The sequence below is a fragment of the Paenibacillus sp. Y859 genome, assembly GCF_056786405.1.
This window is the reverse complement of record NZ_JBXCIZ010000001.1, coordinates 72,267-98,522: the sequence shown is the minus strand read 5'-3', so window position 1 is coordinate 98,522 and position 26,256 is coordinate 72,267. Positions and strand designations below refer to the sequence as shown.

Genomic DNA, 26,256 nt, shown 5'->3' with positions numbered 1-26,256 from the left:
AGTTATTAAGCTAATGAAACGATATCTGCTAAATTAGTTGTTTTGATTAGATAGAAACATAAAGAGGCAAGGGGATCGATCTCCTCTTGCCTTTTCCCATCGGCTTTATTGAATACGATCGTAAGGCTAATTATGTGTAGCACCATAAGTAGTTTGCTGTTATAGGTAATAAGTCACTTCCATGGATTGTAGGATTGAGCCTATTTCTTGATAAATTACTTTATCTGTCGTAGTAAATATGTTATAGTATTTTTACTACGACAGGTATAGTACGACAGATGCAGTAAAGGAGGTTGATTATTTGATCAGCAGTGATGTTATTCGAGGATATAACGATACCATTATCCTGTATATGTTATTAGATGTGGAGTCTTACGGTTATGAAATATCTAAGAATATAAAAAAGATGTCAGAAGAGAAATATGTGATGAAAGAAACTACACTCTATTCTGCATTCGCACGGCTTGAGAAGAATGGTTATATTCATTCTTTTTATAAAGACGAGACCTTTGGAAAGAGACGTACCTATTATCAGATAACTCCAGACGGTCTGAATTACTACCATGAGAAATGTGAGGAGTGGGAAGTAACGAAAGAGGTCATCAATAAATTTATTAGGGAGAAGTGACAAACCATGGAAACGATTATTAGTTACTTGGACAATATGTTTGCTGCCTTACCAAGAATTCCCCAAATGCTCAAATTGAAACAGGATATGCTCTCTAGTATGGAGGATAAGTATTATGAGTTTAAAAATGAAGGGAAATCAGAAAATGAGGCTGTAGGTATCGTTATTTCAGAGTTTGGCAACATAGATGAATTAATCAGCGAGCTCGGAATCATACAGACTGATGAGGTAGAGACTCTTCCCCTCCTAACAGAGCAACAAGCAGAAGGATTCTTGGTAGCTAAAAAGAAATCCGGTCTGCTGAATGGTATTGGCGTTGCTTTATGTATCATTGGACCAGCTTTATTGATTCTAATTACTACATTATTCGAAGATGGTCTGCTAGGGTGGAAACTGTCGGAAGATAACGCGGGATTGTATGGTGTGATTGCGATGTTTTTACTCATTACTCCAGCCATTGGAATCTTTATTTATAGCAGTAGTCTTATGGAGAAGTATAAGCATTTGCAGGATGAATTTGATCTGTCTTACCAGCTAAGAGCACTTATTGTTCAAAAGAAAGAAGCTTTTTCCTCATCCTATACATTATCTCTCATTGTTGGAGTATGTTTGTGTGTGTTATCCCCGGTTTTTATTTTTTTGACCTCGGCTTTTGAAGGTAATGCATCTTCGTATGGTGTCGTTATCATGCTTAGTGTCGTTGCCATCGCCGTCTTCTTGTTCATCTATTACAGCGCCATTTGGGAGAGCTTTGATATGCTTTTGAAAACCGGTGAATACTCGAAGTAAAAGAAAGAGGAGATTAGAGTGATTTGGGCGGTTTCCTCTATCATTTGGCCCATTGCCGTTTGTATCTTCCTAATCATGGGATTCGTGTTCTATCAATGGCGCATGAACTGGATTGTGTTCCCGATTACGGGCATTTTATTAGGGGTATTTTCTTCAGCTTACAATATTATTAAAAGAAAAAAGCTTTTTGTAGACTAGCAACTTGGTGGAATTCCAGTTGACGATACAGGGTTCAAAGGAAGCAAGATTTGCTTGCATCTGTAATAGACCGAATAATAGGAAATGGCAGGCCTAGGATAAACCCTTGACCTGCCATTTCCTATTAAAATACGTTTTACTTTTTCTTAATTGGAACCCACACTTCACAGCGATAATCCTCAGCACTCGGATTACCCGGCAGGTATAGTTCAAACTCGGGGCTACCTGCATGCTCGTAACCTGTTCCAGGGAACCATTCTTGGAATATCCGTTCCCACACCGTCTGAATGGCGTGTGGCATAGGTCCTACTGATGTGAATACAGCCCAGTTCGCAGCAGGGATAACAGTGGATGCATAACCTTGCAGGTCAGTTTCAAGGTTTCCTTCTACGGCGATCCAATAAGCAAATGTTTCTTTGGTATAATCCATCCCTGTGCAGATACCAAGTAAATCCTTGTTTACACCAATTTCAGCAAGCTTATCTGAGGTTCCATCTTCGTTTGCTTCCTTCCAGAGGAGGGGGATTACCTTAGTATTCTCACCCATTCTCGTTGAAACCTCAGTGGACTTGCCGATAACGATAAATTCTTCTTTTTCCACGATTCTGTATTCCATTTCCTTATCTCCCTTCAATGATAGATGGAAGGAGAGGCGGGGGAAGGCTTTAAGCTGTATCCCTGGCTCTCGCGCTGAAGAAGGTGCAATACCATGTGCCTTGCGGAACGCCTTGGCAAAAGATTCAGGAGACTCATATCCGTATTTCAGAGCTACATCTAGCACTTTAACTTTAGACACTGCCAGTTCCTGTGCCGCCAACGTCAATCTACGTCTGCGAATATAGTCTGCAACCGATACTCCGGTCAGCATGTGGAACATGCGCTGGAAGTGGAAAGGGGAGGAGTAAGCAACTTTTGCGATATCATCAATATTAAAGGGTTCCTCCATCCTGCTCTCCATATAATCTAGAGCTTCCTTCATTCGGATAAGCCATTCCATGTTTGCCATCTCCTCTTGATTTCATCCTATCATGCTGACGTTCAATGTTCCTGTTATTCCATGCTATTAAAAGACAGGGAACATCGGTATTATAATAATCAATGCTTGAGTCTTAGCTAAGGAATTGGCTGTCCCGTACACCTTATGGGCTAGTGATCTATTGAACTAATTTCTCTGCGGCTTCAACAGTATGTTTTAGTAATGTAGCTATTGTTACTGGTCCGACACCTGCTGGAACCGGAGTAATCGCGGAGGCATTTTTTAGACAATTATCATAATCAATATCCCCAATATTACCCTCATTGTAACCAGCATCCAATACAACAGCACCTGGTTTTATCCAATCCCCTTGAGCAAATTGGGGCTTACCAACCGCTGCCACAACAATATCACCTAAACGAACCAAATCTGCTAAATTAGTTGTTTTGGAATGGCATACGGTTACTGTTGCATTGTTGTTTAACAGCATGAGAGATACAGGCTTTCCAAGGATAGGACTTCTCCCAATCACAACAGCGTGTTTACCTTCAATAGGTATATTGTAATATTCACAAATGGCAATGATTGCTGCTGGTGTACAAGAAGGGAAGTTAGCGAAACCAAAGGCATTCTGGGCAAATCCTAAAGTGGTTACCCCATCTACATCCTTATCAATACTTATGGCTTCAAATGTTGCTCTTTCATCGATTTGATTCGGAACGGGATGTTGTAACAATATTCCATGTACATTAGTATCTGCATTCAGTTTATTAATAACTTCAATTAATTCATCCGTCGAGGTATTTTTGGGGAGATCAACACGAATGGATTGAATCCCAAGACGCTTACAAGCGTTACTCTTCATTTTTACATAGGTTGCTGATGACGGGTCATCACCGACTAATATGGTCGCCAAGCATGGGACAATACCTTTTTCAGACAGACGATTGATTCTTCCTACTAAAGATTCCTTAATTCTAGTTGCGACTTGATTTCCATCCAAGATTAATGTTGTTGCTGTCATCTCATCATCACCTTTTAGTTTGATAGAAACATAAAGAGGCAAGGGGAACAATCTCCCCTTACCTTCGCCCAGGCGTACGGCCAGTTATCCATGTGCTCCCTCATGGTTACCCATGTTCCGCCAGTTACACATAGTCAATTTATGACGTAATCATAACAGAGGAAGACAAAATCTTCAATGGATTTTCAACGGCTGAGTGTTGCCTACTAGTTTTAGTTGATCATTTTATTCATTAAAGGAAAATTCAATCCAATCCAATCAAAATCTACTTGACTCTGAAGGACACGAATGATCATTCGAACTTTGCCGCTTGGTATATTGATATTCTCCATAAGCAAGCTCTCACGCCATTCCTGAGCATGTACCTCATGAGTCACTGTCTTATGACCTTCCAATTTTATGGAAAGTATTGCGTGCTCCGTAGCAACATGCAACCGGGAACGGAGATCGAATCGGTTAGTTTCAACGCATAAGGCATCGTATAGTAGTTATAGGACAGGAGCCGTTTGAGGAGCATACCCGCGTGAACATACTGCACGTTATTTAACAGGCGGGTCTTGAAACTTTAACGAAATAAAAAAGACCAGAGTATGCTCGTGAAGATGAGTTAATCACCTCTTGGTCTTTGAGGAATGTCTGTCTTTGCTTCTGTTTGCGTTCCTGTTCCTGTTCCCGTTCCCGTCACTGTTTGCACTGTCGTTAACTCCTGCAATAACTTGTAACGCATTTCCTAGGGATTGAAGCCAGTTGCCTGCAACCGTTAAATCATTAGACTCTTTATTAGACGCGGTCCTCCGAAGCTCTGCGGTCAATTCTGCCTGTGCCGCATTAGATATGGATTGCATTGCATTTCCAATAATGGACAGTTTTTGAGCTTCTGCCTGATGCTGCTTGTTTTTGGACAGACTTTTGGTCTGACCGAGAGCTGCAAGATTGGTTCCTAGAGCTTGCAGCCAAGCAAAGGCGGCTAGCTGCTCTTCAATGCTTATTTGCTTGGCCAGTAAGATCGTCCCCTCTCTTTATACTACTAAAAATAAGGATTGTTTCAATATACGACTATTGTTTCATTTTGGTGTGGATATTCTCTTAATCACTTGAATAAAGAATGACTGCTCTTATTGAAATGAAACTGAACTGTCTCCTATTACGTTTGGAAGACAATGGGCATGTTCGGGAGTTGAGTGAGCAGGAAATCGGGTATGTCTATTCTTTGCCGATTCTGCCTGAGTTCCTGACTGACTATGAACTCGTAAAGTTTTTTATGGATATTAACCGAACCAGTAAACTTTACAAAGAATATAAGGATAGATATAATTAAGTATACTTATCGGTTTTAGGAATACGTAAGGGGCCTAACACCAAAGGGCTCCTTTTGTATTTCTTGGCCATGTTACAGGAGGATGAAGGTCATTCACAATGAAAAAATTATGGTTTGTGTTCATTATGGTCCACATGGGGAGCGTTTAATCCAGCGTGGTGTCCGGTTGTCTGGATTGATAGGAGCGCCATTGTTTATATTAAACGTGGATAGTTCGGACAGCGATGAATATAATGAGAGCAAAGAAATGTATATGAGGGTCTGGAAACGTCTTGCTGAGGAAGTTGGCGCGGAGTTTATGGTCCAGAAACGCGAAGGCCGAAAAACAACAGATGTTATTGTAAAAGCTGCTGAAGACAAGGAAGTTACACAGATTATAATTGGACAATCTGCCCAGACGCGATGGCAGGAGCTTACAAAACGTAATTTCGTCAATGAACTTATTGGCAAAATGAATTTGATCGACCTGCATGTAGTGGCTGTTCAACGGATGAGCGCCGGGCTTGAAGAAACACATGAGGAAGGCGTTATCTCCTATCTGGTCAAAGAAGGGGATGAATATCAGCTCAGTGAGGAACCTAAAGGAGAGTATTCGCTTAAAGGGAAGTTTTTTCACGAGCTGCATACAGAATTTGAGAGTGGTTTATTCAGAATTGAGCAAGAAGATGGAAAGGTAAGATATTTGAATATTTATGATGGTACATTGACTGAGTCTTTATAATCGGGTGTATATATATCTAGAAGAGGACCTATTACTTAAGGCCTCTCTAGATCCATATGTTTTTTGGATTTTGGTGAAAAAGTAAGTACTAATGTTCACAAATTGAGTTGTTTACATGGAAAGGGAGGCTTGCCTTTGCTGCATATAATCATACTTGTCCCTTTTCTACTGGCCTTAGTAGTAGCGCTTTTAAGAAAGAGGGCACCCAACCTACACAGAGGTTGGCTTGTTTTTCTCGGTCCACTCGTTCTGTTCGTTTATTTCTTGACCCGGATTCCGCTTATTAAGGGAGGGGATTTGGGGTATGAAACCATCTCATGGATTCCTTCACTCGGAATTAATCTGGTTTTCCATCTAGATGGATTAAGTTTACTGTTCGCGTTGTTAATTACTGGAATGGGTAGTCTTGTAATCATCTATTCTATTTATTATCTAGACAAGCGCAAAGAAGAATTAACCCCTTTTTATATTTATCTGATGTTATTTATGGGAGCGATGCTTGGTGTTGTGCTCTCGGATAACATGATGGTATTCTACGGTTTCTGGGAATTGACAAGCGTTTCGTCGTTTCTGCTGATCGGTTTCTGGCATCGGAGGCAGAAGTCTCGTTATGGTGCACAGAAATCTATGCTGATTACCGTATTCGGCGGTCTAGCGATGTTCGCTGGCTTCCTGATGCTCTACGTGATGACAGGCACTTTCAGCATTCGCGAAATTTGGAGTATGGGTGCGGATATTAGTGGACAGACGCTGTTTATTCCGGCAATGTTGCTGATTCTGCTGGGTGCCTTCACCAAATCAGCCCAGTTCCCATTCCATATTTGGTTGCCAGATGCTATGGAAGCACCTACACCAGTCAGCGCTTATCTTCATTCGGCAACGATGGTTAAGGCTGGTCTATATCTGGTAGCCCGTTTCAGCCCAGTGTTTGCAGGGCAACATGAGTGGTTCTGGATTGTCTCAATCGTCGGTTTGATCACCTTGATCTATGGTTCAATCCAGGCGATGAAGCAGACGGATCTAAAGGCTCTGTTAGCCTATTCAACGATCAGTCAGCTTGGACTGATTATGGGATTGCTTGGACTAGGTTCTGCCGCCGCTTTTTATACAGGTGAAGAGTCAGTTTTCTATACCGCTGCAACAACGGCAGCTATCTTTCATCTTATTAACCATGCGATATTTAAAGGTTCCTTGTTTATGATGGTTGGTATAGTCGATCATGGAACGGGTACCCGTGACCTGCGCAAGTTGGGGGGGCTAATTTCCTTTATGCCGGTTACCTTCACGATAGCAATGATCGGCAGTTTCTCCATGGCGGGTTTACCTCCATTTTCCGGTTTTTTGAGTAAGGAGATGTTTTTCACGGCTGTGCTGAATATTAGACAGCTGGATATACTTTCTATACCTTCGTTATTTACGCTCTTTCCGATTGTAGCCTGGATTGCCAGCGTGTGTACCTTTTCGTACTGTATAATATTGATATTTCAGACCTTCTTTGGTAAATATCAGCCTGAGAAACTGGATATAAAAGCACATGAGGCGCCGATTGGCCTTTTGTTGGCACCATGCCTGCTAGCGCTTCTATCCATTTTAATTGGATTTTTTCCGAACGTGTTGTCCAATACGATCATTATCCCTGCAATGAATGCAATTCACCCTGTCATACAGGCAGTAGAACCCTTTAATGTGAACATTCATTTCTGGCACGGCTGGACACCTGAGATATTTATGACTATGGGTGTCGTGGTCTTCGGAATAATCGTTTACCGAATCTATGGTCGCTGGAATCTTGTATATAAAGAATGGGGCGGAGGATACACTTTAAATCAAGTCTATGATGGAGGAATCCGGCTGATTGAAAAGTTGTCCAGAGGGTTGACTGGGACTTATATGACGGGTTCCATGCGTCATTATTTAATGTACATTTTCACTTTCCTGATTGTTGCGCTTGGCGGAACAATGCTGTACACAGATGGAATCAGTTTTGGAATGAGTCAATATGCCTCAATTTCGTTCTTTGAAGTTGTTGTTGTTATAGTTATGCTGGTGGGTGCCTTGGTGATCCCGTTTGTACACTCCAGAATAACAGCGATTCTGTTAACGGGAATGGTAGGTTATATGGTTACCTTGCTTTTTGTTCTGTTCCGAGCGCCTGATCTTGCGCTTACGCAGATGATTGTCGAAGTGGTTTCCGTCGCATTGTACCTGCTTTGTTTCCGACATTTGCCGAAGCTGAAGAAAGAATCGTTAAAAATTCGGGCACGCTTGCCGAAACTACTCATTTCCATCGGATTCGGTGTAACGATGACACTGGTTGCACTTGCTGCTCTAGGCAGCAGCCCGTTTGAATCCATCTCGAATTATTACGTGGAGAATAGCTATGTGCTAGGCGGCGGTAACAACATTGTAAATGTTTTACTCGTTGATTTCCGCGGTTTTGATACTATGTTTGAAATTACTGTGCTTGGTCTTGCTTCGCTTGCTATTTATTCCATAATCAAGTTGAAGTTGGAGACGGAGACGGGTGAAGCACCCGCCCCGCTGAAGAGAGCAATTAATAATAATAAGCCACGTTATTCTCGTGGTAACGATGTGCTGCTGGAATCGGTAGCCAAAGTGGCATTCGTTGTCATTCTTATATTTTCGCTTTACCTGTTTTTTGCCGGTCATAACAATCCAGGAGGCGGATTTATCGGGGCATTAATGGCTTCCGCTGCGCTAGTAATACTGGGAATTACTTTTGGGATGGACATGATTGAGAGGGTATTGCCTATCAATTATCGTAAGCTAATAGCGATTGGTGTTTCGATTGCTTTTCTTACAGGGCTTGGTTCGTTTTTGTTCGGTGCTCCATTTCTCACTCAGGCATTTGGTTATTTCTACCTACCTCTCTTTGGGAAAACGGAACTTACGACAGCGATGTTATTCGATCTTGGCGTATATCTCGCCGTCATTGGTGTCACCATGAATATTATACTTACGATCGGGAGGGATGATTAATGGAACTCCTTATAGCTCTGGCGATCGGTGTATTGTTTAGCGTCGGTGTTTATCAAGTTCTTTCCAAAAGCTTGCTGCGCATCCTTTTAGGAACTACTTTGCTAACGCATGGTGTTCATTTGCTGCTGCTGACAATGGCGGGTCTCAAGACTGGATCCGCACCGTTGCTTGGAGAGGAAGCAGAGGCCTATGTCGATCCTTTGCCTCAGGCGCTCATCTTGACCTCCATTGTTATAAGCTTTGGGGTTACCGCTTTCTTCATTGTTCTGGCTTACCGGGCTTACCGCTCGACGGGTACGGATGATGTGGAAGGAATCAAGGAGGAGAGACAATGAACAACATGTTAGTGCTGCCTCTGCTGATTCCGGCCATTACGGCAGTTATACTGATTTTTCTGAAAGAACGAATTAGATTGCAACGTATCATCAGCGCAATCAGTGTATTTTTGAATATTGCTGTTTCCGGGCTCATTGTGTACCAAGTGAGTAAGGATGGCATTCAGACCTTATATATGGGCGGTTGGCTTCCGCCTTATGGCATCGTTTTTGTTGCCGACATGTTTTCGGCGTTGCTCGTGCTGACCACATCCGTTGTTGGTGGGGCTTGCCTGTTTTTTTCCTTCGCGAGTATCGGCGAAGAACGGGAACGCTTCTACTATTATACGTTTTTCCATTTTCTGTTGACCGGCGTATTTGGCTCCTTTCTTACCGGTGACCTTTTTAACTTGTTTGTATGCTTCGAGGTGCTACTGGTAGCCTCTTACGCGATGATTGTGCTCGGCGGTACCAAGGTTCAACTGCGGGAAACCTTAAAGTACATTTTAATCAACGTGATTTCCTCAAGCTTGTTTGTGGCAACAATCGCTTATTTATATGGAGCAACTGGAACATTGAACATGGCTCATCTAGCCATACGTGTGGCAGAGACAGGGCAGGGGGGCGTACTGAACGTCATTGCGGTGCTGCTACTGCTTGTATTCTCGATCAAAGCGGGGCTACTCCTCTTTTTCTGGCTACCAGACTCCTACAGTGCGCCGCCTTTGGCCGTCAGAGCATTGTTTGGCGCATTGCTGACCAAGGTTGGGTTGTATGCAATTACGCGTACTTTTACACTCATTTTCATTCACAATCTTGAACTGACTCATACACTGATTGGTTGGATGGCCGGAGCAACGATGGTTCTTGGCGCAATCGGTGCGATGGCCTACAACGATCTTAGTCGAGTTTTTAATTATAATATCATCATCAGCGTCGGTTTTATTGCCTTTGGTATTTCCATCGCTACTCAGGATGCATTGAATGGTGTAGTGTTTTATTTAATGCATGACATGGTAGCCAAAGCATTGCTGTTCTTTCTGGGTGGTTTAATTATCTCTGCGGCAGGTACCGAACGCTTAAGGGATATGGGTGGTTTGATTCGCCGTTACCCTTGGACTGGCTGGATGTTTTTTATATTGACTCTGGCGCTCGTTGGTGTACCACCGCTCAGCGGTTTTGCCGGAAAAGTGATGATGGTACGAAGTGGCCTCGGGGAGGATCACGTTGTTCTTTCTCTGATCGCGCTGGCATCCAGCTTGATTGTGCTCTACTCCCTGATCAAGGTATTCCAGCAGGTATTCTGGGGGGGCGAAAAGGGGGAGGAGCAAGTCCGGCCTCTTCGTTATAAAGCTATGATGGCACCGGCAGCTGTCTTATTCGTTATAGTGATTCTGCTGGGTGTAGGTGCTGAGAAGGTAAACGGATATGTCGGTCAAGCCGGAGCCGTATTGGCTGATCCAGCACTATACATTAACGCTGTCATGAAGGAGTAGATGAATATGGCTTTTCAATTATTATTGAATTTCATGATAGCTTTTCTATGGATGTCCCTGCACAATGACTGGACCGGGTCTCGCTTCGTCATTGGTTTCCTGCTAGGTATTCTCGTACTTCTCGGGATGCGGCGTTTCTGGTCCAGATTGTATCTTGAAAAAGTGTGGGCGCTTATTAAACTTACTCTTATGCTACTACGGGATCTGGTCGTTTCTAGTTATGTAGTAGTGAAAGTCATACTAAGACCGAGGCTTAATATTCACCCAACTATACTGGAATATACTACAGAGTTAACTTCCGATTGGGAAGTGGCAGCGTTGAGCACGTTTATCTGTCTTATTCCTGGATCGGTAGTGCTTGAGTTGTCGGATAATAAGCGGACATTGTTCATTCATGCGATGGATGTTGATGACCCTGCACAGTATAAAGCGAATATCCGTGATACCCTTGAACGTGCGATATTGGAGGTGACTCGCTAATGATCCATTTCATTCTTATAGTATCACTTACGATCATATCACTAGCCATTGGTGTATGTGCCTGGCGTTTGGTGAAGGGACCTTCTTTATCCGACCGGGTCGCTGCTCTGGATGCGATTGGAATTAATATGATAGCAATGGTAGCTGTTCTCTCTGTCTTACTACAAACGCAGGCCTTTACCGAAATTATTTTGCTGATAGGTATTCTTTCCTTTATTGGAACGACAGCCCTTGCTAGATATATCGAAAGGGGGGTCGTACTTGAACATGGAAATGATCAAGATAGCTGGTGAACTGCTGTTGGTGTTGTTGATTCTGTTCGGCGCACTCCTTAGTGCAATTAGCGCTTATGGACTGATTCGGCTACCCGATATATATCTGAGGTTACATGCCTCTGCCAAAAGTGCTAGTCTCGGTGTGCTATGTGTTCTCAGTGGCGTGTTTCTCTACTTTTTATTTTTTCTCGATCATGTTAGCACTAAGCTACTGATAGGTATTCTTTTCGTATTTGTTACTGCGCCTTTATCTTCCCACCTGACTGGCAGAGCGGCGTATCGCTCCGGTGTTCCGTTATGGAAACACAGTGGCCAAGATGATCTGAAAGAGGAGTTAGAGAAACAACGGATTCGGACAGTAACACCTGAAGTGATTGAACCTCAAGAACAGTGATACATCATAAATTTAGAACAGAAAGCCCGCGGATGCGGGCTTTTTTCATATCCGTTGGAAAGACGGAAGACGCAAAGCTACCGGTCTAAATCGCATGACATGCGGCATGACAGCGGGGATGTTCATGTGGTTTGGTTTTTGTTTATTAGCTAGACTCCAAGAGCAGCATCGATTAATCTGGATAAGTGGAAACCAGATTTTACTTGAATCGTAGACTTGAAACCCATGTGTAGAGAAAAAAGGAGGCTGGCTATGACTTATTCACAGATCTGGAACAACTCAGGAAATGAATCCGATATTCTCTATCTGGAACAACAGATTAAGGCCGTCAAAAAAGAAATAAAACGAGCAGAAGCCGCAGAGCTTAAGGAAATATTGAACCAAGCAAAGCGACATCTGGCTGAACTGGAAGCAAAGTTGGATGAACTAGAGGATTAGGGGCTATCCGCCCAGAGTGCCCCCAAAAAAATATATATATATCCCTATGGTGTACAGAAAGGATGTACAGATCAAAGGGCGTGGGCAAGTTGGGATTGGGCCAATTTCTGGTTTATGGTCTGACAATATGGAAGTATAGCCGCGTCTGATTCTATTAAAACGAGTAGGTGACAGTCCGTGGTGGGTTGGGAACTGCACTCCAGTACTTGTATGAATTCTACGCCCAAGCAGCAGAGAAATCACCAGGTCTTATATATACTGATATGACTTAGAGAAGACATGCCGTTATATTTTTCAATATAAACTGACAAAAAATTACCCCAACATTATAAGTGTTATATATATCCTATAGCGGCACTGATCAGGAGGACGGTATGCAATTTCAACCAATGTATTATGATGGGGAATTATTTCTACCGAAGATCGAATTAAATATGACATCGAACCAATCGATTGGCATTATAACGGACTTGAAGCGAAAGCAGCTTTTAATGAATCAATTAGTTGATTATTCCCAATATTATTTATTTCGGGCTCAGCAAGGCGAGTATATGCGTTTAACGGTAGAAGAGCTCATAACCTTTCTAAGCAAAGTAACGGAGAGGAATGAGCGTGTCGCTTTGTTAATGGATTATTTTGCTTTAAAAGAAGAGAGGAAGGTAAAAGTCAAGGATCTAAGCTCATCGAAAAGGATGTATGTGACATTGCTGCGTGTCTTTTTTGCGCATCAGCCTACACTTGTACTGGAGGAACCCTATTTTTACTTAGAAGAGCAAGATCGTCGTCAATTTAGACGGATTCTGGATGACCTTTTGAAAGAAAAGCAAGTATTAATTTTAACTTCGAATTTAGAGGATGCCCTGATTTCCTGTGATGCAATTTACCGTTTGAACGAGTCCGGATTTCATCCATTGGATATTCTGGACTCCGAAGAGGACAAGCAGGAAGTGCAGAAACAAGATGAGGCCAATATCACCTTGCAGAAGATCTCTACCAAACGAAATGACAAAGTGATTTTATTTAATCCGCCTGAAATTGATTTTATAGAAAGTGTAGAGGGTTCGATCCTTGTTCATGTGGGCGGGGAAAATTATGACTGTGCTTTGACGCTAACCGAGCTTGAGCAGAGATTATTAAATTTTGGTTTTTTTAGGTGTCATCGATCCTACATCGTTAATCTGCAAAAAGTAAGAGAGATTATTACATGGACGAAGAATAGCTACAGCTTGCGGTTAAATACAGCTCAAGATGCCGTGGTTCCGTTATCTCGTTCCAAATTGCATGAATTAAAAGCACTTCTTAACATTTAAAATATTTGCGAAGCAAAAATAACTTCGTAAGCATATGCCATTTCCGGAGTAATGTCGAACTAATCAAGCATTCGTGGTACCATTCAGGTGATAATAGCTACATTTCGGCGGGTTTTGATGGCTGGAACCATGCAATCTTTATATACTTAAGCAATCAACTCTAAGGAAGTGGTGTTAATGGATGTTATTCAAGTAGAACGTATTCGAAAGAGATTCGGACATAAGGATGCGTTAGCAGATGTGTCTTTTTCAATTCTGAAAGGAGAAATCTTTGGTTTTCTAGGTCCGAGTGGTTCAGGAAAAACAACATTAATCAAGATTTTAACGGCGCAATTAAATCCGACAAGTGGACAGGCAAGTGTATTTAACCAGCCAGCGGAGATGATGCAGCAGTCTGCACAGAAGATGCGCTTTGGAATTTTGACGGATAACAGTGGTCTATATGAGAGATTATCGATTGAGGAAAATCTAGAGCTGTATCGCCAATTATATGACCTTCCTAGATCTTCGATTGATAAGGTGTTGCAGTTTGTAAACTTAAGCGGAGAGCGCAAAAAGAAAGTCAATCTCTTATCGAAAGGGATGCGACAGCGTGTCCTATTGGCATGCGCGATTATCCATGAGCCAGAATTATTATTTTTAGATGAACCTACTTCGGCTTTAGATCCAGTAAACTCAGCTCATATACATAAAGGCTTACGCTACTTAAATGAGAACGGGACAACGATTTTTTTAACTACGCATGATATGGCTGAGGCAGAATCGATATGTAACCGCGTAGCGATTTTGTATCAAGGACAAATTCAAACCATCGGCTCACCAAGGGAACTAAAAAAACAGCATCGGGAAAACGTAGTTTGTGTTGAGTTAATCAATGGGGAAGCCTACGAGCTTCCGATCGATGAGGAAACGGCTGATCAAATAGCTGATTGGATGAAGCAAGGATTAATTGATAGATTAGCAACGAAAGAGCCAAGTCTAGGTGATATCTTTATTAAAATGACAGGAAGTGAGTTACTATGAGTATCTCATTAAAACGTGCTCGAGCGATATTTGTGAAGGATTATAAAGAGTTTTCACGCAATTATGCGGTCTCCATTATGTTGATTTTTCCAATTATCTTTGCACTTCTTTTTCGAGGTGTAGGCCCGTCTTTGCCTGGAGCTTTCGGTTTAGTTCTTAATATTTCGTTTGTGTTACTAACATGTTTCGCACAAGCATGCTTGATTGCGGAAGAAAAGGAGCGTAACACTTTACGATCATTAATGATGACTCCGGCCACGAGCATGGATGTTTTAATCGGTAAAAGTACTTTTGTCTTTGTAATGTCTGCTGTTGTTCTGGCTATTGCAACGTTTACATTTGGCTATGAGCCAGCTAGTATATGGGCGTTTGTGGCAGCAATCATTCTTTCGATTATTCTATACACAGCAGCCGGGACGATATGTGGTTTATTCTCCAAGACGTTACTTGATGCATCATTATCTATACTTCCTGTGACGTTCGTATTCACTGGGGCACCATGGGGAGCGTTACTAGTGAAGGATTATCCGATCTTCAAAGTGCTGGATTACATGCCAAGCAGTCAGCTTGTGCATTTGCTGGGTCTAAGCAATACAGGCTTTACGACGGGAGATGTATTAAAACCCCTCCTCATTATTTTGGCATGGACCGTTGTATTAACGATTGTGTCTGTTATTTTGTATCAACGACGGTTAAAGGACGAGTAAGATAGAATCGAGTATATCTACCGAGGGGAGATCAAATTACTATGAATATAGCTATCAAGTTGATGCAAAAATTCAAAGACCGCGATACCCAGAATAAGCTGAAAGTCTACCAGGACAAAGCGGAGCTCATCAGGAAACGAAATTTGGAGACATGGGACGATCAACAGCTTCAAGCGGATTCCCTCCGGCTTCAAAAAGAAGCAAAATCGGGTACGCCTTTGGATGAGTTGCTTGTCGATGCTTATGCGTTAGTCTGCGAGGCAGCGAAGAGAAAGCTCGGATTACAGCCCTACGATGTCCAAATCATGGCTGCCATCGCTCTACACGAGAGATTTTTAATCGAGCAGCATACCGGTGAAGGAAAAACCCTCTCAGCTGTTATGCCTGCTTATCTAAATGCGCTGACCGGCGAAGGCGTTCATGTGCTGACTTTTAACGATTATTTGGCAAATCGAGATGCGGAGTGGATGGGCCCGATCTATCGTTTCCTCGGGTTAACGGTAAACTCGGTACAATCGGGCATGAGCCTGTTCGAGAAACGGGAAGCGTACGCCAAGGATATAACCTATGTTACGGCAAAAGAAGCGGGATTCGATTATTTACGCGACACGATCGCACTAAGCGAAGCCGATACCGTACATCGTCCTTTCCACTACGTCATCGTCGACGAGGCGGATTCTTTGCTTCTCGACGAAGCGCGGGTGCCGCTGGTCATCAGCGGAGAGTCGGGCTCTTCCAGCAATGACGGCAGTCGATTCGCAGAAGTGGCTCGGCAGCTACAGCAAGTAGAGCATTACGATTTCGACGAGTTTCAGCGGAACGTTTATTTGAATGAAGCGGGCTCTGTGAAAGCGGAATCGCTACTGGGATGCGGCAATTTGTACGAAAGTCATAATAGTCATTTGTTAATGTCGTTAAATTGCGCGCTACATACGGAATTGTTATTGAAAAAAAATGTCGATTACATCGTACGTGACGGTAATATCGAGCTGATCGACGAATATACCGGTCGTGTGGCGGAGAACAGGCATTTGCCGGACGGGCTGCAAGCCGCGCTTGCGGCCAAAGAAGGGCTGGAGTCGAAAGCCGGCGGTAAAATTCTCGGGACGATTACCCTTCAACACTTCATTAGCCTGTATCCGAAGATTTGCGGAATGACGGCTACCGCGCAGACTTCCGCAATGGATTTCGAAGATATTTATGTGCTGCAGGTCGTGCAAATCCCGCCGAACCGGCCAAACATACGGATTGATCATCCGCATCAGATATATACCCATAAAGAAGCCAAACTTAAGGCACTTGTACACGAAATCTCGTCCGTCCATGCGATGGGACGGCCGATTCTTATTGGTACGTCGAGCGTCGAGGAGTCTGACATGCTGGCGGAGGCGCTAACAGTTGCCGGCGTACCCTGCCATGTTCTGAATGCGAAAAACGACGCAGAAGAAGCCAAGGTCATCGCAAGAGCAGGAGAAATCGGCGCCGTGACGGTGTCTACGAATATGGCGGGACGCGGCGTCGACATTCGGCTCGGCGGTGGCAACCCCACGCAAGCAGAAGTTGTCGCCAAGCTGGGAGGCTTGTACGTGATTGGTACGCATGTAAACGAAAGCGTGCGGATCGACGACCAACTGCGCGGGCGTTCTGGCCGCCAAGGCGACCCTGGAGCTTCCGTATTTTTCGTAAGCTTGGAGGACGAGTTGATGCTTCGGTTCGGCATCAATAAAGCGATCCGCAATCTTAGGCAGGTTGAGGCTCTCGAAGATTCAGTGCTCCGCAGCAAAATCGCGCAAATTCAGCGCATTATTATGGGCCAAAACTTCGATATCCGCCAGGAGCTGAACGCTTATTCGGATATGATGGAGGATCAGAGGCGAATTCTCTACGAGGAGCGGCTCGAAATTTTGAAAGGTGAGAAGCCGATGAGCCCTTCGGAGCAGCGGGTACGGCTTTTTTATATCGACCAGTTCTGGGCTGACCATCTGGCATACGTTTCTTACCTTCGCGAAGGCATCCACTTGGAGAGCCTTGCTAGCCGCAATCCGATCGACGAATTTCATGCGCAAATCACCCAAGCATACGAGCAAATTCCGGCTAAAATCAATAGTGAGTCGACGAAGATGCTTGTAAGGCTTGGAGGTTCGAATGATCCGGCGGAGTGGGAAAAGTTCGGTTTGAAGGGCACTGCTTCCACTCGAACTTATATTATCAATGATCAATACATCCAGAATAAGCGCAGCTCATGGACCACAACCACTGTATTTGCTTATTGGCTTCGCACGATTGCGAGACCGATATTCAAGCTGTCAAAATATTGATGCAGCGTAGCTTCTTCCCGCTCATCTTCGTCACCCATGTCGCTGGGATTGCCAGAGTAGCTAATCCAATCACTCCAGCTACCCGCATACAACTTCACATTCTTAAATCTAGCTTTATTCAGCGCAAGCACGTTTGGACAGGTAGTTACGCTGGAGCAGTAGTAGATTCTTGTTCATTCCCGCAAACTGTTTGTCAATTTGAAGGATAGTAGAGTATCACTTAAGTACTTCTTCGAATAACTTTCTCCATTTTCCACTCTATTTATCGATGAGGACAAATAAAATTAATCTTTACTAACGAACACTCGTTAGTTATAATACAAAGTAATTGAACAAACATTAATTTTATGAAAGGGGATATTACGATATGGAAACCATTCATGAAATAGGGTCATTTCTAGATACCAGCGGAGTTGTGATCCATAATCACAATAAAAATTCTGTTCTCCATGTTGCCATAGATCTCTTCTCTCAAAGTGGCTATAACGCTGTCTCGATTAGAGATATTACTAGGGAGGTGGGCATAAAGGAAAGTTCTTTGTACAATCATTTTAAAAGTAAGGCAGTGATATTAGAAACGATTTATTACAATTTTCGAATGGACATAGCTAAAATCATACCACCACTGGATAGTCTGGATGCCATTGTATCTTCTATGAATATAGATGTGTTTTTGACACAAGGTTTTCAGAACTTCTTAGAGCATATTCAAAATCCAAAGATGGAAAAGATATGGCGAATTATCTATTTGGAACAAGTTAGGGACAAGGAAGCCAGAGCGATATACTTGAACGATATTGTTAATGGCATTTGTAATTGTATGGCGATAGTATTTGAAAAATATATTGCATTGAAGCAAATTCAACCGCACGATCCTAGGATGCTTTCAGTTAGTTATCAACATCCTCTGCTCCAAATGGCCAACATATATGTTTTAAGAAGGTTGGATGGACAGGGGACGACAGATGTCGAGCAAATGATGCTGGCTCATATTCATTTTTTTCTAAGTATGGTTCGAGTCAAGTAATGAGAAACAATGATAAAAGGAGAGGATCACTGGATGAATGGGGAAGAACGTGTGATTTCGGTTTATAGGAAGGGTGGAAACCCTGATCTTGTCATGAAAGCTTATGATGATACACTCCGATTATGGAAGGTACCCATTGAGTCTGTATATATACCCACCTCTTTTGGTCTCATACATGTACTTGTTGCGGGCCCTGAAGATGCCGAACCATTAGTACTACTACATGGCTTTGGATTCAGTTCAACGGTATGGTTGGACAATATTAATGCGCTAAGCGGACAATACCGGGTATACGCGATTGATTTTCCGGGTGATATTAACAAGAGCAGTTCGTTCCGCCCTATCAAAAACAAAGCGGATTGTGCAACTTGGTTCACTGAGATGCTGGATGGACTTAATGTAGATAAGGCACATGTCTGTGGGCATTCTTATGGTGGATTCATTGCTTTGGTTCTTGCTACCCGCTTATCCTCACGCATTCGAAAGATAATTGCCATTGGCCCTGGTGCAAGCCTGCAGCCGCAAAGTAAAGGTTTCTTTATCCGAAGTTTGCTTGCGGGAATGATGCCGACAACAACAAGGATTAACAAACTTATGGACTATATGACTGGTAAGGGAAACGTCATTAATCAGACTATCAAGGATCAGTTCATAGTCGCCATGCAAAATGCGCTTCCGCGAACAAAGTTATTCGTTTCTTACATAAAGGATGATGAATTGGAGCAAATCACCGTCCCTGTATTACTGCTTATTGGAGATCAGGACATCCAGTATGATGTTGAGCAAGCTGTTAATCGAGCTAGAAAGGTTATACACGGTATTGAAGCCACCGTTATTCCCCATACGGGGCATGGGCTTCCATTAGAAAAACCGGAAATAGTGAACACATTAATGCTTGATTTTCTGGGGCGTAAGCCATGATCTATATAAGTTGAACTCTTGTTGATAGACCCGCGCCGAATACATCGCCCGGTACTTTTACTTCAAGTGGCGATGTACTCACAACGCTCGTCTCAGGGGGTTTCTTTGCTCCTACTTGTACCCCACAACAATCGGATTGTCCGCGTACGAAATCCAATCACTCCAGCTGCCCGCATATAGCTTCACTCTTGTATATCCAGCTTCTGAAAGTGCGAGGATATTGGGGCAAGCTGTAACACCCGATCCACAGTATACAATGATATCTTGATCTTTAGGAATATCTTTGAAATGTTCGTGTAGCTCGATAGTTGATTTCCATTGACCGTTATCATTAAGAAGTTCCTTCCAGAATAGATTGATCGCACTTGGGATGTGACCTGCAACGGAATCAATAGGTTCCTCGATACCCAGATAGCGGTTAGGTTCTCTGGAATCGATGAGGAGAGAGGTATGGTCAACCGATGCCTTCCTGACATATTCCATAGTTACAACCATATCATGTTGAATATGTGGGGTGAAGGATTGAGGTATTCGAATAGGTTGCTTATCACTAAGAGGATAACTAGACTGTTTCCAATTCGTGAATCCTTCATTCATAATATAAGTAGAGGAATGTCCGATGTATTGAAGGAGCCACCAGAGACGAGATGCCATGGCACCCCCTTGATCGTCGTAGACTACAATACGTGTATCGTTATTAATTCCTACACGTTCAAGAGTTCTTCTGAATCCCTCCATATCCGGTAGGGGATGTCTACCCCCATGATCTGATACTTGACTTGCGAGATCTATATCTAGATCGAAGTATACTGCTCCAGGAATATGTTCTTCCTCATATGCCATACGTCCTGCTTTAGGATAACCCATGACAAATCGGCAATCAACAATGACAAGATCTGGTTCATACAAGCGTGCAAGTAACCACTGTTTCGAAATGATAGAAGTCAATATTGTACACCACCTTATAATGTTATTGTTAGAGATGGTTCAAAAAGCCACTTTTTGAACACGTTAATATGGTCAATCTTAGCAGACATTGAGCATGTTCACTCATTTAAGTGTAATATAAATAGGAGTCTAAATACTAGTTGATGCTTTCGAAGTAGTTTTGACGAAGCCTTAACTGGAGTATAGCTATAATAATTTTAGGAGGTTAAATCTTATGATTACTAACTTACAAGCGACAACGACACTTTCCAATGGAGTAAAGATGCCATGGTTCGGTCTAGGTGTGTTTAAAGCACAAGAAGGTGATGAAGTCATTCAAGCAGTTAAAATAGCGATTAAGCATGGCTATCGTAGTATTGATACAGCGGCTGCATACAATAACGAAGAGGGTGTAGGTCAAGCGATACGTGAAGCCTTGGAGGAAACGGGACTATCACGAGATGATCTATTTATTACGTCTAAAGTATGGAATTCTGAACAAGGATATGAATCCACATTAGCTGCTTTTGAAGTGACGATGTCAAAATTAGGATTAGAAAAATTAGATCTATATCTTGTGCATTGGCCAGTGAAAGGGAAATACAAAGACACCTGGAGAGCATTAGAAAAATTATATAATGATGGACGTGTACGTGCCATTGGAGTAAGCAACTTCCAAGTGCATCATCTGAATGATCTCATGCAAGATGCTCAAATGAAGCCGATGATCAATCAAGTTGAGTATCATCCTCGTCTAGCTCAACTCGAATTACGTGCATTCTGTAAGGAACACGGTATTCAATTGGAAGCATGGTCTCCACTGATGCAAGGTAAACTATTGAATAACTCCACATTACAAGGGATAGCGGATCAACATGGAAAATCGGTTGCTCAAGTTATCTTGCGTTGGGATCTACAGAATGGTTTTGTTACGATACCTAAATCTACTACGGAGCATCGTATTATTGAGAACGCAGATATATTTGATTTTGAACTTTCTTCAGAAGATATGCAGCAGATCGATGGACTGAATGAGAATCTAAGAGTAGGTTCGGATCCAGACAACTTTAATTTCTAATCAAGCTAACATAATAAAGGATGACTGTTATCAAGTGAGAACGGTCATCCTTTATTGTACACTTACGTATGTTCAGGAATGCTCTATTCATAGATTAGAAATGATGAATTATATTGGAGATATTGATCCTGAATTACGCGATAACCTTATATATTCAACGTTTGCTCATTGGATAAATCATAGCTTTTTTACCGAAGAACAATTAAGTGAACTTTTACATATTAGTCTGGATGAACAACACCTATTTTATAGGATTGGGGAGAAAGATACAGATTCCGTGTTTACACGATCATTCTCAGTTCTCATCATTCCACTAATTATGGGGGTAGACAGAAGACAATCCTTTTTATTGAGAAACGATGTCATGTTGATAAAGAATAGTCTGATAAAATACACTTATCTTGAGCAAGATGTTAGAGGCTATATAGAAGGCAAAGGTTGGGCACATGCTGTAGCCCATGTATCGGATGCAATTGAAGATATGGCGCATTCTCCTTTTATGGAAAAGGTAGACCTGATTGAACTTTTAAATGCAATGAAATCAAAAACTCTTGTAAGTAACAATTTATATTTTAATGAAGAAGATGAACGGATGGTTACTGCTATCATAAGCATTTTCAATCGAGAACTACTTGAAGTTCATGATATTAACGCTTGGATTCATAGTTTCAGTGAAGCGCAACAGATAGGAAAGCAATCAGAAGATAATATTCGAAATATGAATATTAAGTGTTTGTTAAGAAGTTTGTATTTCAGGTTATTAGATCAACAAAGGTCACCTTTTATAGGTAGCGTTATAGCAACACTTCAGAATCTAGAGGCGGAAAAAGGATGAAAAGTAACATATGAAACTAAGAATGGAGATGGCATCGTGAAGCAAATTGCAATCATTTCTGATATACACGGCAATATGCCAGCTTTAGAAGCTGTATTGAAAGACATTGCGCAACGTAATATCACAAGCATATATTGTCTAGGCGATTTGATTGGTAAAGGGCCCAGTTCGAACCTTGTTGTCGATACAGTCAGAACCCATTGCGAACAAGTCGTCAGTGGTAATTGGGATGATTTTATTTCAAAGGAAAGTGAATTAGACGTTGTACATTGGCATCAAGCTATACTGGGAGAAGAACGCCTTCAATATTTAAATCAACTTCCATTCTCTATTGAGTTTGTGATGAGCGGGAAATTCATAAGATTATTCCATGCCTCCCCTAGAAGCCTATATGAACGAGTCCAACCTTGGGACGATCAAGAACTAAGGGAATCATTATTCGAGAGTTCTGATCGTTGCATGCAAGAGAAGATAGCAGATGTCGTAGCCTACGGAGATATTCACAATGCCTATATGCAGCATCTTAATGGGAAAACATTAATAAATGTCGGAAGTGTAGGGAACCCGCTCGATATGACGCAAGCATCTTATGTCATCATGGAAGGCGAAATGCATAGTACAGCAATAGCTCCATTTAATATTCAGTTTATTAGAGTGCCTTATGATATTGAACTAGCCATTCGACAAGCGATGGAGACGGATATGCCCCATCTTGATGAATATAAGAGAGAGCTCAGAACAGGAGTGTACAGAGGGATGTCCGATGTATTGAAGTAACCACCTGCAGACGTATTTAACTTCGAACTATCAGCAGAAGATATGCAGCAGATCGATGGACTGAATGAGAATCTAAGAGTGGGTTCACATTCCGTTTCGATACTCTTTGGGCGATGATCCTTTCACTTTTTTGAACATTTTGGAGAAGAGTAATGGATCGTCGTACCCAACAGAGCGAGATACATCGCCTATAGATAGTTGCTTATTCCTCATGAGCTCACAAGCTTTATTCATACGATAATGTATTAAATACTCCTGAATGCTTGAATGAATATACTCTTTAAAAATAGAGCAGAGATAGCTTCGATCGAGCCCCACAAAAGAAGCAATTTGTGCAATCGTAAATTTTCTAGAGTAATTCATTTCGATGAAATCAATGACTTTCCTGACATAGACTTCTTTTCCATTTTCTTTACTCATCATGTGAGATTCGTCTGGTGCACATTCGACTAAGAGAGCAAGAATCATATACAGTATCCCCGTTAATTTCATCACTTTGGCAGTATTCATCTCTGTGGTAACGGTCATAGACTCTATGTATTCAATCAATTTATGATCTCGATCATAGCGAAATGTAGGATGTTCCGCAGTTAGTCCCGCTTGCGCCAAATAGGATTCAGCTTGCAATCCATGAAATCCAACCCAGCCGTACATCCAAGGATTATCCCGATCTGCCTCATAATAAGTAACGATTCCAGGGCAGATGAGAAACCCTTCCCCTTTATGTAGTGTATACGTGTGATCTCCCACGATGAAGGTTCCTGAACCCTCAAGTAAATAGTGAATTAGGTAATGATCCCGAACTGCTGGCCCATGATAATGCCCCGATGTGCATTGTTCTATGCCATATTGATTGAGATGCAAATCGGTATGTTGCAAATTTCGAGCGAGAAATTCTATCACGGTATAACCCCTCCCTTGTCCGATTGAAAGATTACATTCTATAGTAACATAAGAATCTAGCTTTATGCCATATTAATGTAGTGTTGTTCCATTTACGATGAAGGTTGCTAAGGTTATGATAAAGCCAATGTTACTGAATTTCTATATCTAATATGAACGAGAAGAAAGGGAGTACCTATATGACTATTACATATCAAGCAGACGAGCAAATATTTCATCTTCAATCGAAAGATATGAGTTACATTATTCAAGTGAAGAACGGATTTCCACTCCATGTATATTGGGGGAAGAAGTTACGGAATGAAGGCAATCTAGATCAATTACATCATTATCCAAGCTCCGCTTCAATAGATCGGTTACCGCAGGAATATCCGCAGTATGGAACAGGGGATTTCAGAAACCCCGCCTATCAAGTACGTCTTGAAGATGGCAGTCGGATTACAGAACTCGTATATCAATCTCATACCATTACAGAAGGAAAACCGAAGCTGGAAGGACTCCCTGCAACGTATGTCGAGTCAGATAAGGAATCACAGACGCTACGGATTGAGATGCTAGATTCATATTCTGGACTGACGGTGTATTTAAATTATACTGTGTTCGAAGAGCATAATGCTATGAGCCGCTCGGTTACATTTATTAATGGTAGTTCTAAATCTGTCGCACTGGAGCGAGCGCTAAGTGCTAGTGTCGATTTCAATGATTATGACTATGAAATGATCTATTTATCTGGCGGTTGGGCGCGAGAGGCACATGTGAAGAGAAGAGTTCTTGATATAGGAGTGACAACCATTGAGAGTAGGAGAGGAGCGAGTAGCGCCCAATTTAACCCATTCATGGCTCTAGCTCGTCCTAATGCGGATGAAGATCAAGGTGAAGTATTCGGATTCAGCTTAGTATACAGTGGTAATTTCGTGGCAGAGGCAGAAGTGGATCAATTATTCACGACTCGGGTATCCATGGGTATGAATCCTTTCGATTTCGAATGGTTGCTTGAAGCTGGACAGTCTTTCCAGACTCCTGAGGTTATCATGGTCTACTCCTCAGAAGGATTAGGTGGGATGTCGCGTACATATCATCGATTATATCGGACGCGTCTATGTAGGGGGATTCATCGTGATCAAGAAAGACCTATTCTTGTAAACAACTGGGAGGCTACTTATTTCGATTTCAACGCAGAGAAGATTGAATCCATTGCTGCATCTGGGGCAGAACTTGGTATAGAATTGTTCGTTCTAGATGATGGTTGGTTTGGAAGAAGAAACGATGATACAACGTCTTTGGGCGATTGGGTGGAAAATCGGAATAAGCTTCCTCAAGGTCTATCTGATTTGGCCAAAAGAGTGAACGATAAAGGGCTTCAATTCGGATTGTGGTTCGAACCAGAGATGGTATCTCCAGACAGTGATCTGTATCGTAAGCATCCTGATTGGTGCATTCATGTAGAAGGAAGACGACGGACAGAAGTACGCACACAGTTAATTTTGGATTTATCTAGAGCTGAAGTCTGCGAGTATTTATACGAATCATTGAGCGGGATATTCTCAACGGTACCGATCTCCTACGTGAAATGGGATATGAATCGCAACATGACGGAAGTGGGTTCAGCTACGAATGCTGCGAATAGACAGAAAGAAACGGCACATCGTTATATGCTAGGACTGTATGGATTACTTGAGAAGTTAACGCAACAATTCCCTCATATTTTGTTTGAGAGTTGCTCAAGTGGTGGTGGTCGCTTCGATCCAGGAATGCTTCATTACATGCCACAGACTTGGACTAGCGATAACACGGATGCGATTGAACGATTGAAAATACAATACGGCACAAGTATGGTTTACCCCGCAAGTACGATGGGGGCTCATATTTCTGATGTTCCTAACCACCAAATGCATCGGGTCGTATCACTAGTTACACGTGGAGATGTAGCGATGTCCGGTAATTTCGGTTATGAGATGGACTTAACGACGTTCTCAGAAGATGAGAAGGTGATTGCTAAAGATCAAGTAGCTCGATACAAGGAAATCCGTTCATTAGTGCAACAAGGGGATTTATTTCGCTTGAAGAGTCCTTTTGAAGGCAATGTAACCTCTTGGATGTTCGTGTCGGAGGATAAGCAAGAGGCGTTGGTCTTTTACTTCCAGGTTCTTGCTGAACCGAATGCTCCACTGCGCAAATTGAATTTAAAGGGATTACAACCTAATCTGGATTACACTATTGGAGAAGATGAAATAGCCTATGGCGGTGACAGACTGATGCATAGCGGTTTGCCAATCCCCTCTTTACAAGGTGATTTCGAAAGTGTATGTTTTCATTTGAAAGCGAAGAAATAGTCGCAATCTAAGTAAGTAAGTAAAGAAAGAAACAACCCACCTTGAG

General features: G+C 42.3%; 25 protein-coding genes, 3 pseudogenes and 2 riboswitches. Of the genes and pseudogenes, 21 read left to right on the top strand and 7 right to left on the bottom strand.

Features of this window, described 5'->3' with window-relative positions:
- Positions 1-301: 301 nt before the first annotated feature.
- Together AC1TO8_RS00520 and AC1TO8_RS00515 are read left to right on the top strand one after the other, a co-directional pair.
- On the top strand, positions 302-628 hold the full coding sequence (locus tag AC1TO8_RS00520; RefSeq protein ID WP_482053676.1) for a PadR family transcriptional regulator: 327 nt from the start codon (positions 302-304) through the stop codon (positions 626-628).
- 6 nt (positions 629-634) lie between these two features.
- Positions 635-1,417, top strand: coding sequence for a permease prefix domain 1-containing protein (locus AC1TO8_RS00515; RefSeq protein WP_482053675.1), 783 nt, complete (start codon positions 635-637; stop codon positions 1,415-1,417).
- A 334-nt stretch (positions 1,418-1,751) separates the two neighbouring features.
- Here the strand turns inward: AC1TO8_RS00515 and AC1TO8_RS00510 are convergent, their stop codons facing one another.
- The 4 genes and pseudogenes from AC1TO8_RS00510 to AC1TO8_RS00495 form a co-directional block, all read right to left on the bottom strand.
- Positions 1,752-2,612, bottom strand: a complete 861-nt coding sequence (locus AC1TO8_RS00510) for an AraC family transcriptional regulator (RefSeq protein WP_482053674.1) — start codon at positions 2,610-2,612, stop codon at positions 1,752-1,754.
- A gap of 157 nt (positions 2,613-2,769) precedes the next feature.
- Positions 2,770-3,615, bottom strand: a complete 846-nt coding sequence (locus AC1TO8_RS00505) for a bifunctional 5,10-methylenetetrahydrofolate dehydrogenase/5,10-methenyltetrahydrofolate cyclohydrolase (protein ID WP_482053673.1) — start codon at positions 3,613-3,615, stop codon at positions 2,770-2,772.
- A gap of 59 nt (positions 3,616-3,674) precedes the next feature.
- Positions 3,675-3,753, bottom strand: a riboswitch (ZMP/ZTP riboswitch).
- Between the two features lie 74 nt (positions 3,754-3,827).
- Entirely contained in the window at positions 3,828-4,010 is a 183-nt protein-coding gene (locus AC1TO8_RS00500; RefSeq protein WP_482053672.1) for a hypothetical protein, read from the bottom strand.
- Between the two features lie 417 nt (positions 4,011-4,427).
- Positions 4,428-4,568, bottom strand: a pseudogene (locus AC1TO8_RS00495) (DUF6944 family repetitive protein); the annotation flags it as partial.
- Between the two features lie 447 nt (positions 4,569-5,015).
- On the opposite strand from AC1TO8_RS00495, the gene AC1TO8_RS00490 reads away from it, so the two are divergent.
- The 12 genes from AC1TO8_RS00490 to AC1TO8_RS00435 all read left to right on the top strand — a co-directional run bounded on the left by AC1TO8_RS00490 (position 5,016) and on the right by AC1TO8_RS00435 (position 17,409).
- The gene (locus AC1TO8_RS00490) at positions 5,016-5,654 is read left to right on the top strand and encodes an adenine nucleotide alpha hydrolase family protein (RefSeq protein WP_482053671.1); all 639 of its coding nucleotides are present in this window, start codon (positions 5,016-5,018) and stop codon (positions 5,652-5,654) included.
- A 129-nt stretch (positions 5,655-5,783) separates the two neighbouring features.
- Positions 5,784-8,654, top strand: a complete 2,871-nt coding sequence (locus AC1TO8_RS00485) for a Na+/H+ antiporter subunit A (RefSeq protein ID WP_482054458.1) — start codon at positions 5,784-5,786, stop codon at positions 8,652-8,654.
- Entirely contained in the window at positions 8,654-8,989 is a 336-nt protein-coding gene (locus AC1TO8_RS00480) for a Na(+)/H(+) antiporter subunit C (RefSeq protein ID WP_482053670.1), read from the top strand. The genes AC1TO8_RS00485 and AC1TO8_RS00480 overlap by 1 nt, the downstream gene beginning before the upstream one ends.
- Entirely contained in the window at positions 8,986-10,464 is a 1,479-nt protein-coding gene (locus AC1TO8_RS00475) for a Na+/H+ antiporter subunit D (RefSeq protein ID WP_482053669.1), read from the top strand. The genes AC1TO8_RS00480 and AC1TO8_RS00475 overlap by 4 nt, the downstream gene beginning before the upstream one ends.
- 6 nt (positions 10,465-10,470) lie before the next feature.
- A complete protein-coding gene (locus AC1TO8_RS00470; protein ID WP_482053668.1) occupies positions 10,471-10,944 on the top strand; it encodes a Na+/H+ antiporter subunit E in 474 nt (157 codons plus the stop codon).
- Entirely contained in the window at positions 10,944-11,237 is a 294-nt protein-coding gene (locus tag AC1TO8_RS00465; RefSeq protein ID WP_482053667.1) for a Na(+)/H(+) antiporter subunit F1, read from the top strand. The genes AC1TO8_RS00470 and AC1TO8_RS00465 overlap by 1 nt, the downstream gene beginning before the upstream one ends.
- The gene (gene mnhG / locus AC1TO8_RS00460) at positions 11,212-11,613 is read left to right on the top strand and encodes a monovalent cation/H(+) antiporter subunit G (RefSeq protein WP_482054457.1); all 402 of its coding nucleotides are present in this window, start codon (positions 11,212-11,214) and stop codon (positions 11,611-11,613) included. Before AC1TO8_RS00465 ends, mnhG begins: the two co-directional genes overlap by 26 nt.
- Before the next feature lie 34 nt (positions 11,614-11,647).
- Positions 11,648-11,739, top strand: a riboswitch (cyclic di-GMP riboswitch).
- A gap of 126 nt (positions 11,740-11,865) precedes the next feature.
- Complete coding sequence (locus tag AC1TO8_RS00455) at positions 11,866-12,051, top strand: hypothetical protein (RefSeq protein ID WP_482053666.1); 186 nt, start codon at positions 11,866-11,868, stop codon at positions 12,049-12,051.
- Positions 12,052-12,425: 374 nt separating this feature from the next.
- On the top strand, positions 12,426-13,361 hold the full coding sequence (locus AC1TO8_RS00450) for a LytTR family transcriptional regulator DNA-binding domain-containing protein (protein WP_482053665.1): 936 nt from the start codon (positions 12,426-12,428) through the stop codon (positions 13,359-13,361).
- Between the two features lie 177 nt (positions 13,362-13,538).
- A complete protein-coding gene (locus AC1TO8_RS00445) occupies positions 13,539-14,384 on the top strand; it encodes an ABC transporter ATP-binding protein (protein WP_482053664.1) in 846 nt (281 codons plus the stop codon).
- Complete coding sequence (locus AC1TO8_RS00440) at positions 14,381-15,091, top strand: ABC transporter permease (RefSeq protein WP_482053663.1); 711 nt, start codon at positions 14,381-14,383, stop codon at positions 15,089-15,091. The genes AC1TO8_RS00445 and AC1TO8_RS00440 overlap by 4 nt, the downstream gene beginning before the upstream one ends.
- 41 nt (positions 15,092-15,132) lie before the next feature.
- Positions 15,133-17,409, top strand: a complete 2,277-nt coding sequence (locus AC1TO8_RS00435; RefSeq protein WP_482053662.1) for a preprotein translocase subunit SecA — start codon at positions 15,133-15,135, stop codon at positions 17,407-17,409.
- A gap of 26 nt (positions 17,410-17,435) precedes the next feature.
- On the opposite strand, the pseudogene AC1TO8_RS00430 reads toward AC1TO8_RS00435, so the two are convergent.
- Positions 17,436-17,576 (bottom strand): annotated as a pseudogene (locus tag AC1TO8_RS00430) (sulfurtransferase); the annotation flags it as partial.
- A 200-nt stretch (positions 17,577-17,776) separates the two neighbouring features.
- Between AC1TO8_RS00430 and AC1TO8_RS00425 the strand changes: the two are divergent.
- Together AC1TO8_RS00425 and AC1TO8_RS00420 are read left to right on the top strand one after the other, a co-directional pair.
- The gene (locus tag AC1TO8_RS00425) at positions 17,777-18,436 is read left to right on the top strand and encodes a TetR/AcrR family transcriptional regulator (protein WP_482053661.1); all 660 of its coding nucleotides are present in this window, start codon (positions 17,777-17,779) and stop codon (positions 18,434-18,436) included.
- 33 nt (positions 18,437-18,469) lie between these two features.
- A complete protein-coding gene (locus AC1TO8_RS00420) occupies positions 18,470-19,357 on the top strand; it encodes an alpha/beta fold hydrolase (RefSeq protein ID WP_482053660.1) in 888 nt (295 codons plus the stop codon).
- A 111-nt stretch (positions 19,358-19,468) separates the two neighbouring features.
- On the opposite strand, the gene AC1TO8_RS00415 is transcribed toward AC1TO8_RS00420, so the two are convergent.
- Positions 19,469-20,305, bottom strand: a complete 837-nt coding sequence (locus AC1TO8_RS00415) for a sulfurtransferase (protein WP_482053659.1) — start codon at positions 20,303-20,305, stop codon at positions 19,469-19,471.
- A gap of 214 nt (positions 20,306-20,519) precedes the next feature.
- On the opposite strand from AC1TO8_RS00415, the gene AC1TO8_RS00410 reads away from it, so the two are divergent.
- The 4 genes and pseudogenes from AC1TO8_RS00410 to AC1TO8_RS00395 all read left to right on the top strand — a co-directional run.
- Positions 20,520-21,362, top strand: coding sequence for an aldo/keto reductase (locus AC1TO8_RS00410; protein WP_482053658.1), 843 nt, complete (start codon positions 20,520-20,522; stop codon positions 21,360-21,362).
- Between the two features lie 100 nt (positions 21,363-21,462).
- Positions 21,463-22,197: a DUF2785 domain-containing protein gene (locus AC1TO8_RS00405; protein ID WP_482053657.1), complete on the top strand. Its 735-nt coding sequence runs from the start codon at positions 21,463-21,465 to the stop codon at positions 22,195-22,197.
- A gap of 36 nt (positions 22,198-22,233) precedes the next feature.
- A complete protein-coding gene (locus AC1TO8_RS00400; RefSeq protein WP_482053656.1) occupies positions 22,234-22,974 on the top strand; it encodes a metallophosphoesterase family protein in 741 nt (246 codons plus the stop codon).
- Between the two features lie 6 nt (positions 22,975-22,980).
- A pseudogene (locus AC1TO8_RS00395) lies at positions 22,981-23,091 on the top strand (aldo/keto reductase); the annotation flags it as partial.
- Here the strand turns inward: AC1TO8_RS00395 and AC1TO8_RS00390 are convergent.
- A complete protein-coding gene (locus AC1TO8_RS00390) occupies positions 23,059-23,877 on the bottom strand; it encodes an AraC family transcriptional regulator (RefSeq protein WP_482053655.1) in 819 nt (272 codons plus the stop codon). The pseudogene AC1TO8_RS00395 and the gene AC1TO8_RS00390 sit on opposite strands and share 33 nt — an antisense overlap.
- A 179-nt stretch (positions 23,878-24,056) precedes the next feature.
- Here AC1TO8_RS00390 and AC1TO8_RS00385 point away from each other — a divergent pair, with 179 nt between their 5' ends.
- Positions 24,057-26,210, top strand: a complete 2,154-nt coding sequence (locus tag AC1TO8_RS00385; RefSeq protein ID WP_482053654.1) for an alpha-galactosidase — start codon at positions 24,057-24,059, stop codon at positions 26,208-26,210.
- Positions 26,211-26,256: the final 46 nt, after the last annotated feature.

Bases quoted from the DNA above. Each gene is read 5' to 3' on its own strand.
- AC1TO8_RS00515 (WP_482053675.1), top strand. From the start codon at position 635: ATGGAAACGATTATTAGTTACTTGGACAATATGTTTGCTGCCTTACCA.
- AC1TO8_RS00510 (WP_482053674.1), bottom strand. From the start codon at position 2,612: ATGGAATGGCTTATCCGAATGAAGGAAGCTCTAGATTATATGGAGAGC.
- AC1TO8_RS00505 (WP_482053673.1), bottom strand. From the start codon at position 3,615: ATGACAGCAACAACATTAATCTTGGATGGAAATCAAGTCGCAACTAGA.
- AC1TO8_RS00490 (WP_482053671.1), top strand. From the start codon at position 5,016: ATGAAGGTCATTCACAATGAAAAAATTATGGTTTGTGTTCATTATGGT.
- AC1TO8_RS00480 (WP_482053670.1), top strand. From the start codon at position 8,654: ATGGAACTCCTTATAGCTCTGGCGATCGGTGTATTGTTTAGCGTCGGT.
- AC1TO8_RS00475 (WP_482053669.1), top strand. From the start codon at position 8,986: ATGAACAACATGTTAGTGCTGCCTCTGCTGATTCCGGCCATTACGGCA.
- AC1TO8_RS00470 (WP_482053668.1), top strand. From the start codon at position 10,471: ATGGCTTTTCAATTATTATTGAATTTCATGATAGCTTTTCTATGGATG.
- AC1TO8_RS00465 (WP_482053667.1), top strand. From the start codon at position 10,944: ATGATCCATTTCATTCTTATAGTATCACTTACGATCATATCACTAGCC.
- mnhG (WP_482054457.1), top strand. From the start codon at position 11,212: ATGGAAATGATCAAGATAGCTGGTGAACTGCTGTTGGTGTTGTTGATT.
- AC1TO8_RS00455 (WP_482053666.1), top strand. From the start codon at position 11,866: ATGACTTATTCACAGATCTGGAACAACTCAGGAAATGAATCCGATATT.
- AC1TO8_RS00450 (WP_482053665.1), top strand. From the start codon at position 12,426: ATGCAATTTCAACCAATGTATTATGATGGGGAATTATTTCTACCGAAG.
- AC1TO8_RS00445 (WP_482053664.1), top strand. From the start codon at position 13,539: ATGGATGTTATTCAAGTAGAACGTATTCGAAAGAGATTCGGACATAAG.
- AC1TO8_RS00440 (WP_482053663.1), top strand. From the start codon at position 14,381: ATGAGTATCTCATTAAAACGTGCTCGAGCGATATTTGTGAAGGATTAT.
- AC1TO8_RS00435 (WP_482053662.1), top strand. From the start codon at position 15,133: ATGAATATAGCTATCAAGTTGATGCAAAAATTCAAAGACCGCGATACC.
- AC1TO8_RS00425 (WP_482053661.1), top strand. From the start codon at position 17,777: ATGGAAACCATTCATGAAATAGGGTCATTTCTAGATACCAGCGGAGTT.
- AC1TO8_RS00420 (WP_482053660.1), top strand. From the start codon at position 18,470: ATGAATGGGGAAGAACGTGTGATTTCGGTTTATAGGAAGGGTGGAAAC.
- AC1TO8_RS00410 (WP_482053658.1), top strand. From the start codon at position 20,520: ATGATTACTAACTTACAAGCGACAACGACACTTTCCAATGGAGTAAAG.
- AC1TO8_RS00405 (WP_482053657.1), top strand. From the start codon at position 21,463: ATGATGAATTATATTGGAGATATTGATCCTGAATTACGCGATAACCTT.
- AC1TO8_RS00385 (WP_482053654.1), top strand. From the start codon at position 24,057: ATGACTATTACATATCAAGCAGACGAGCAAATATTTCATCTTCAATCG.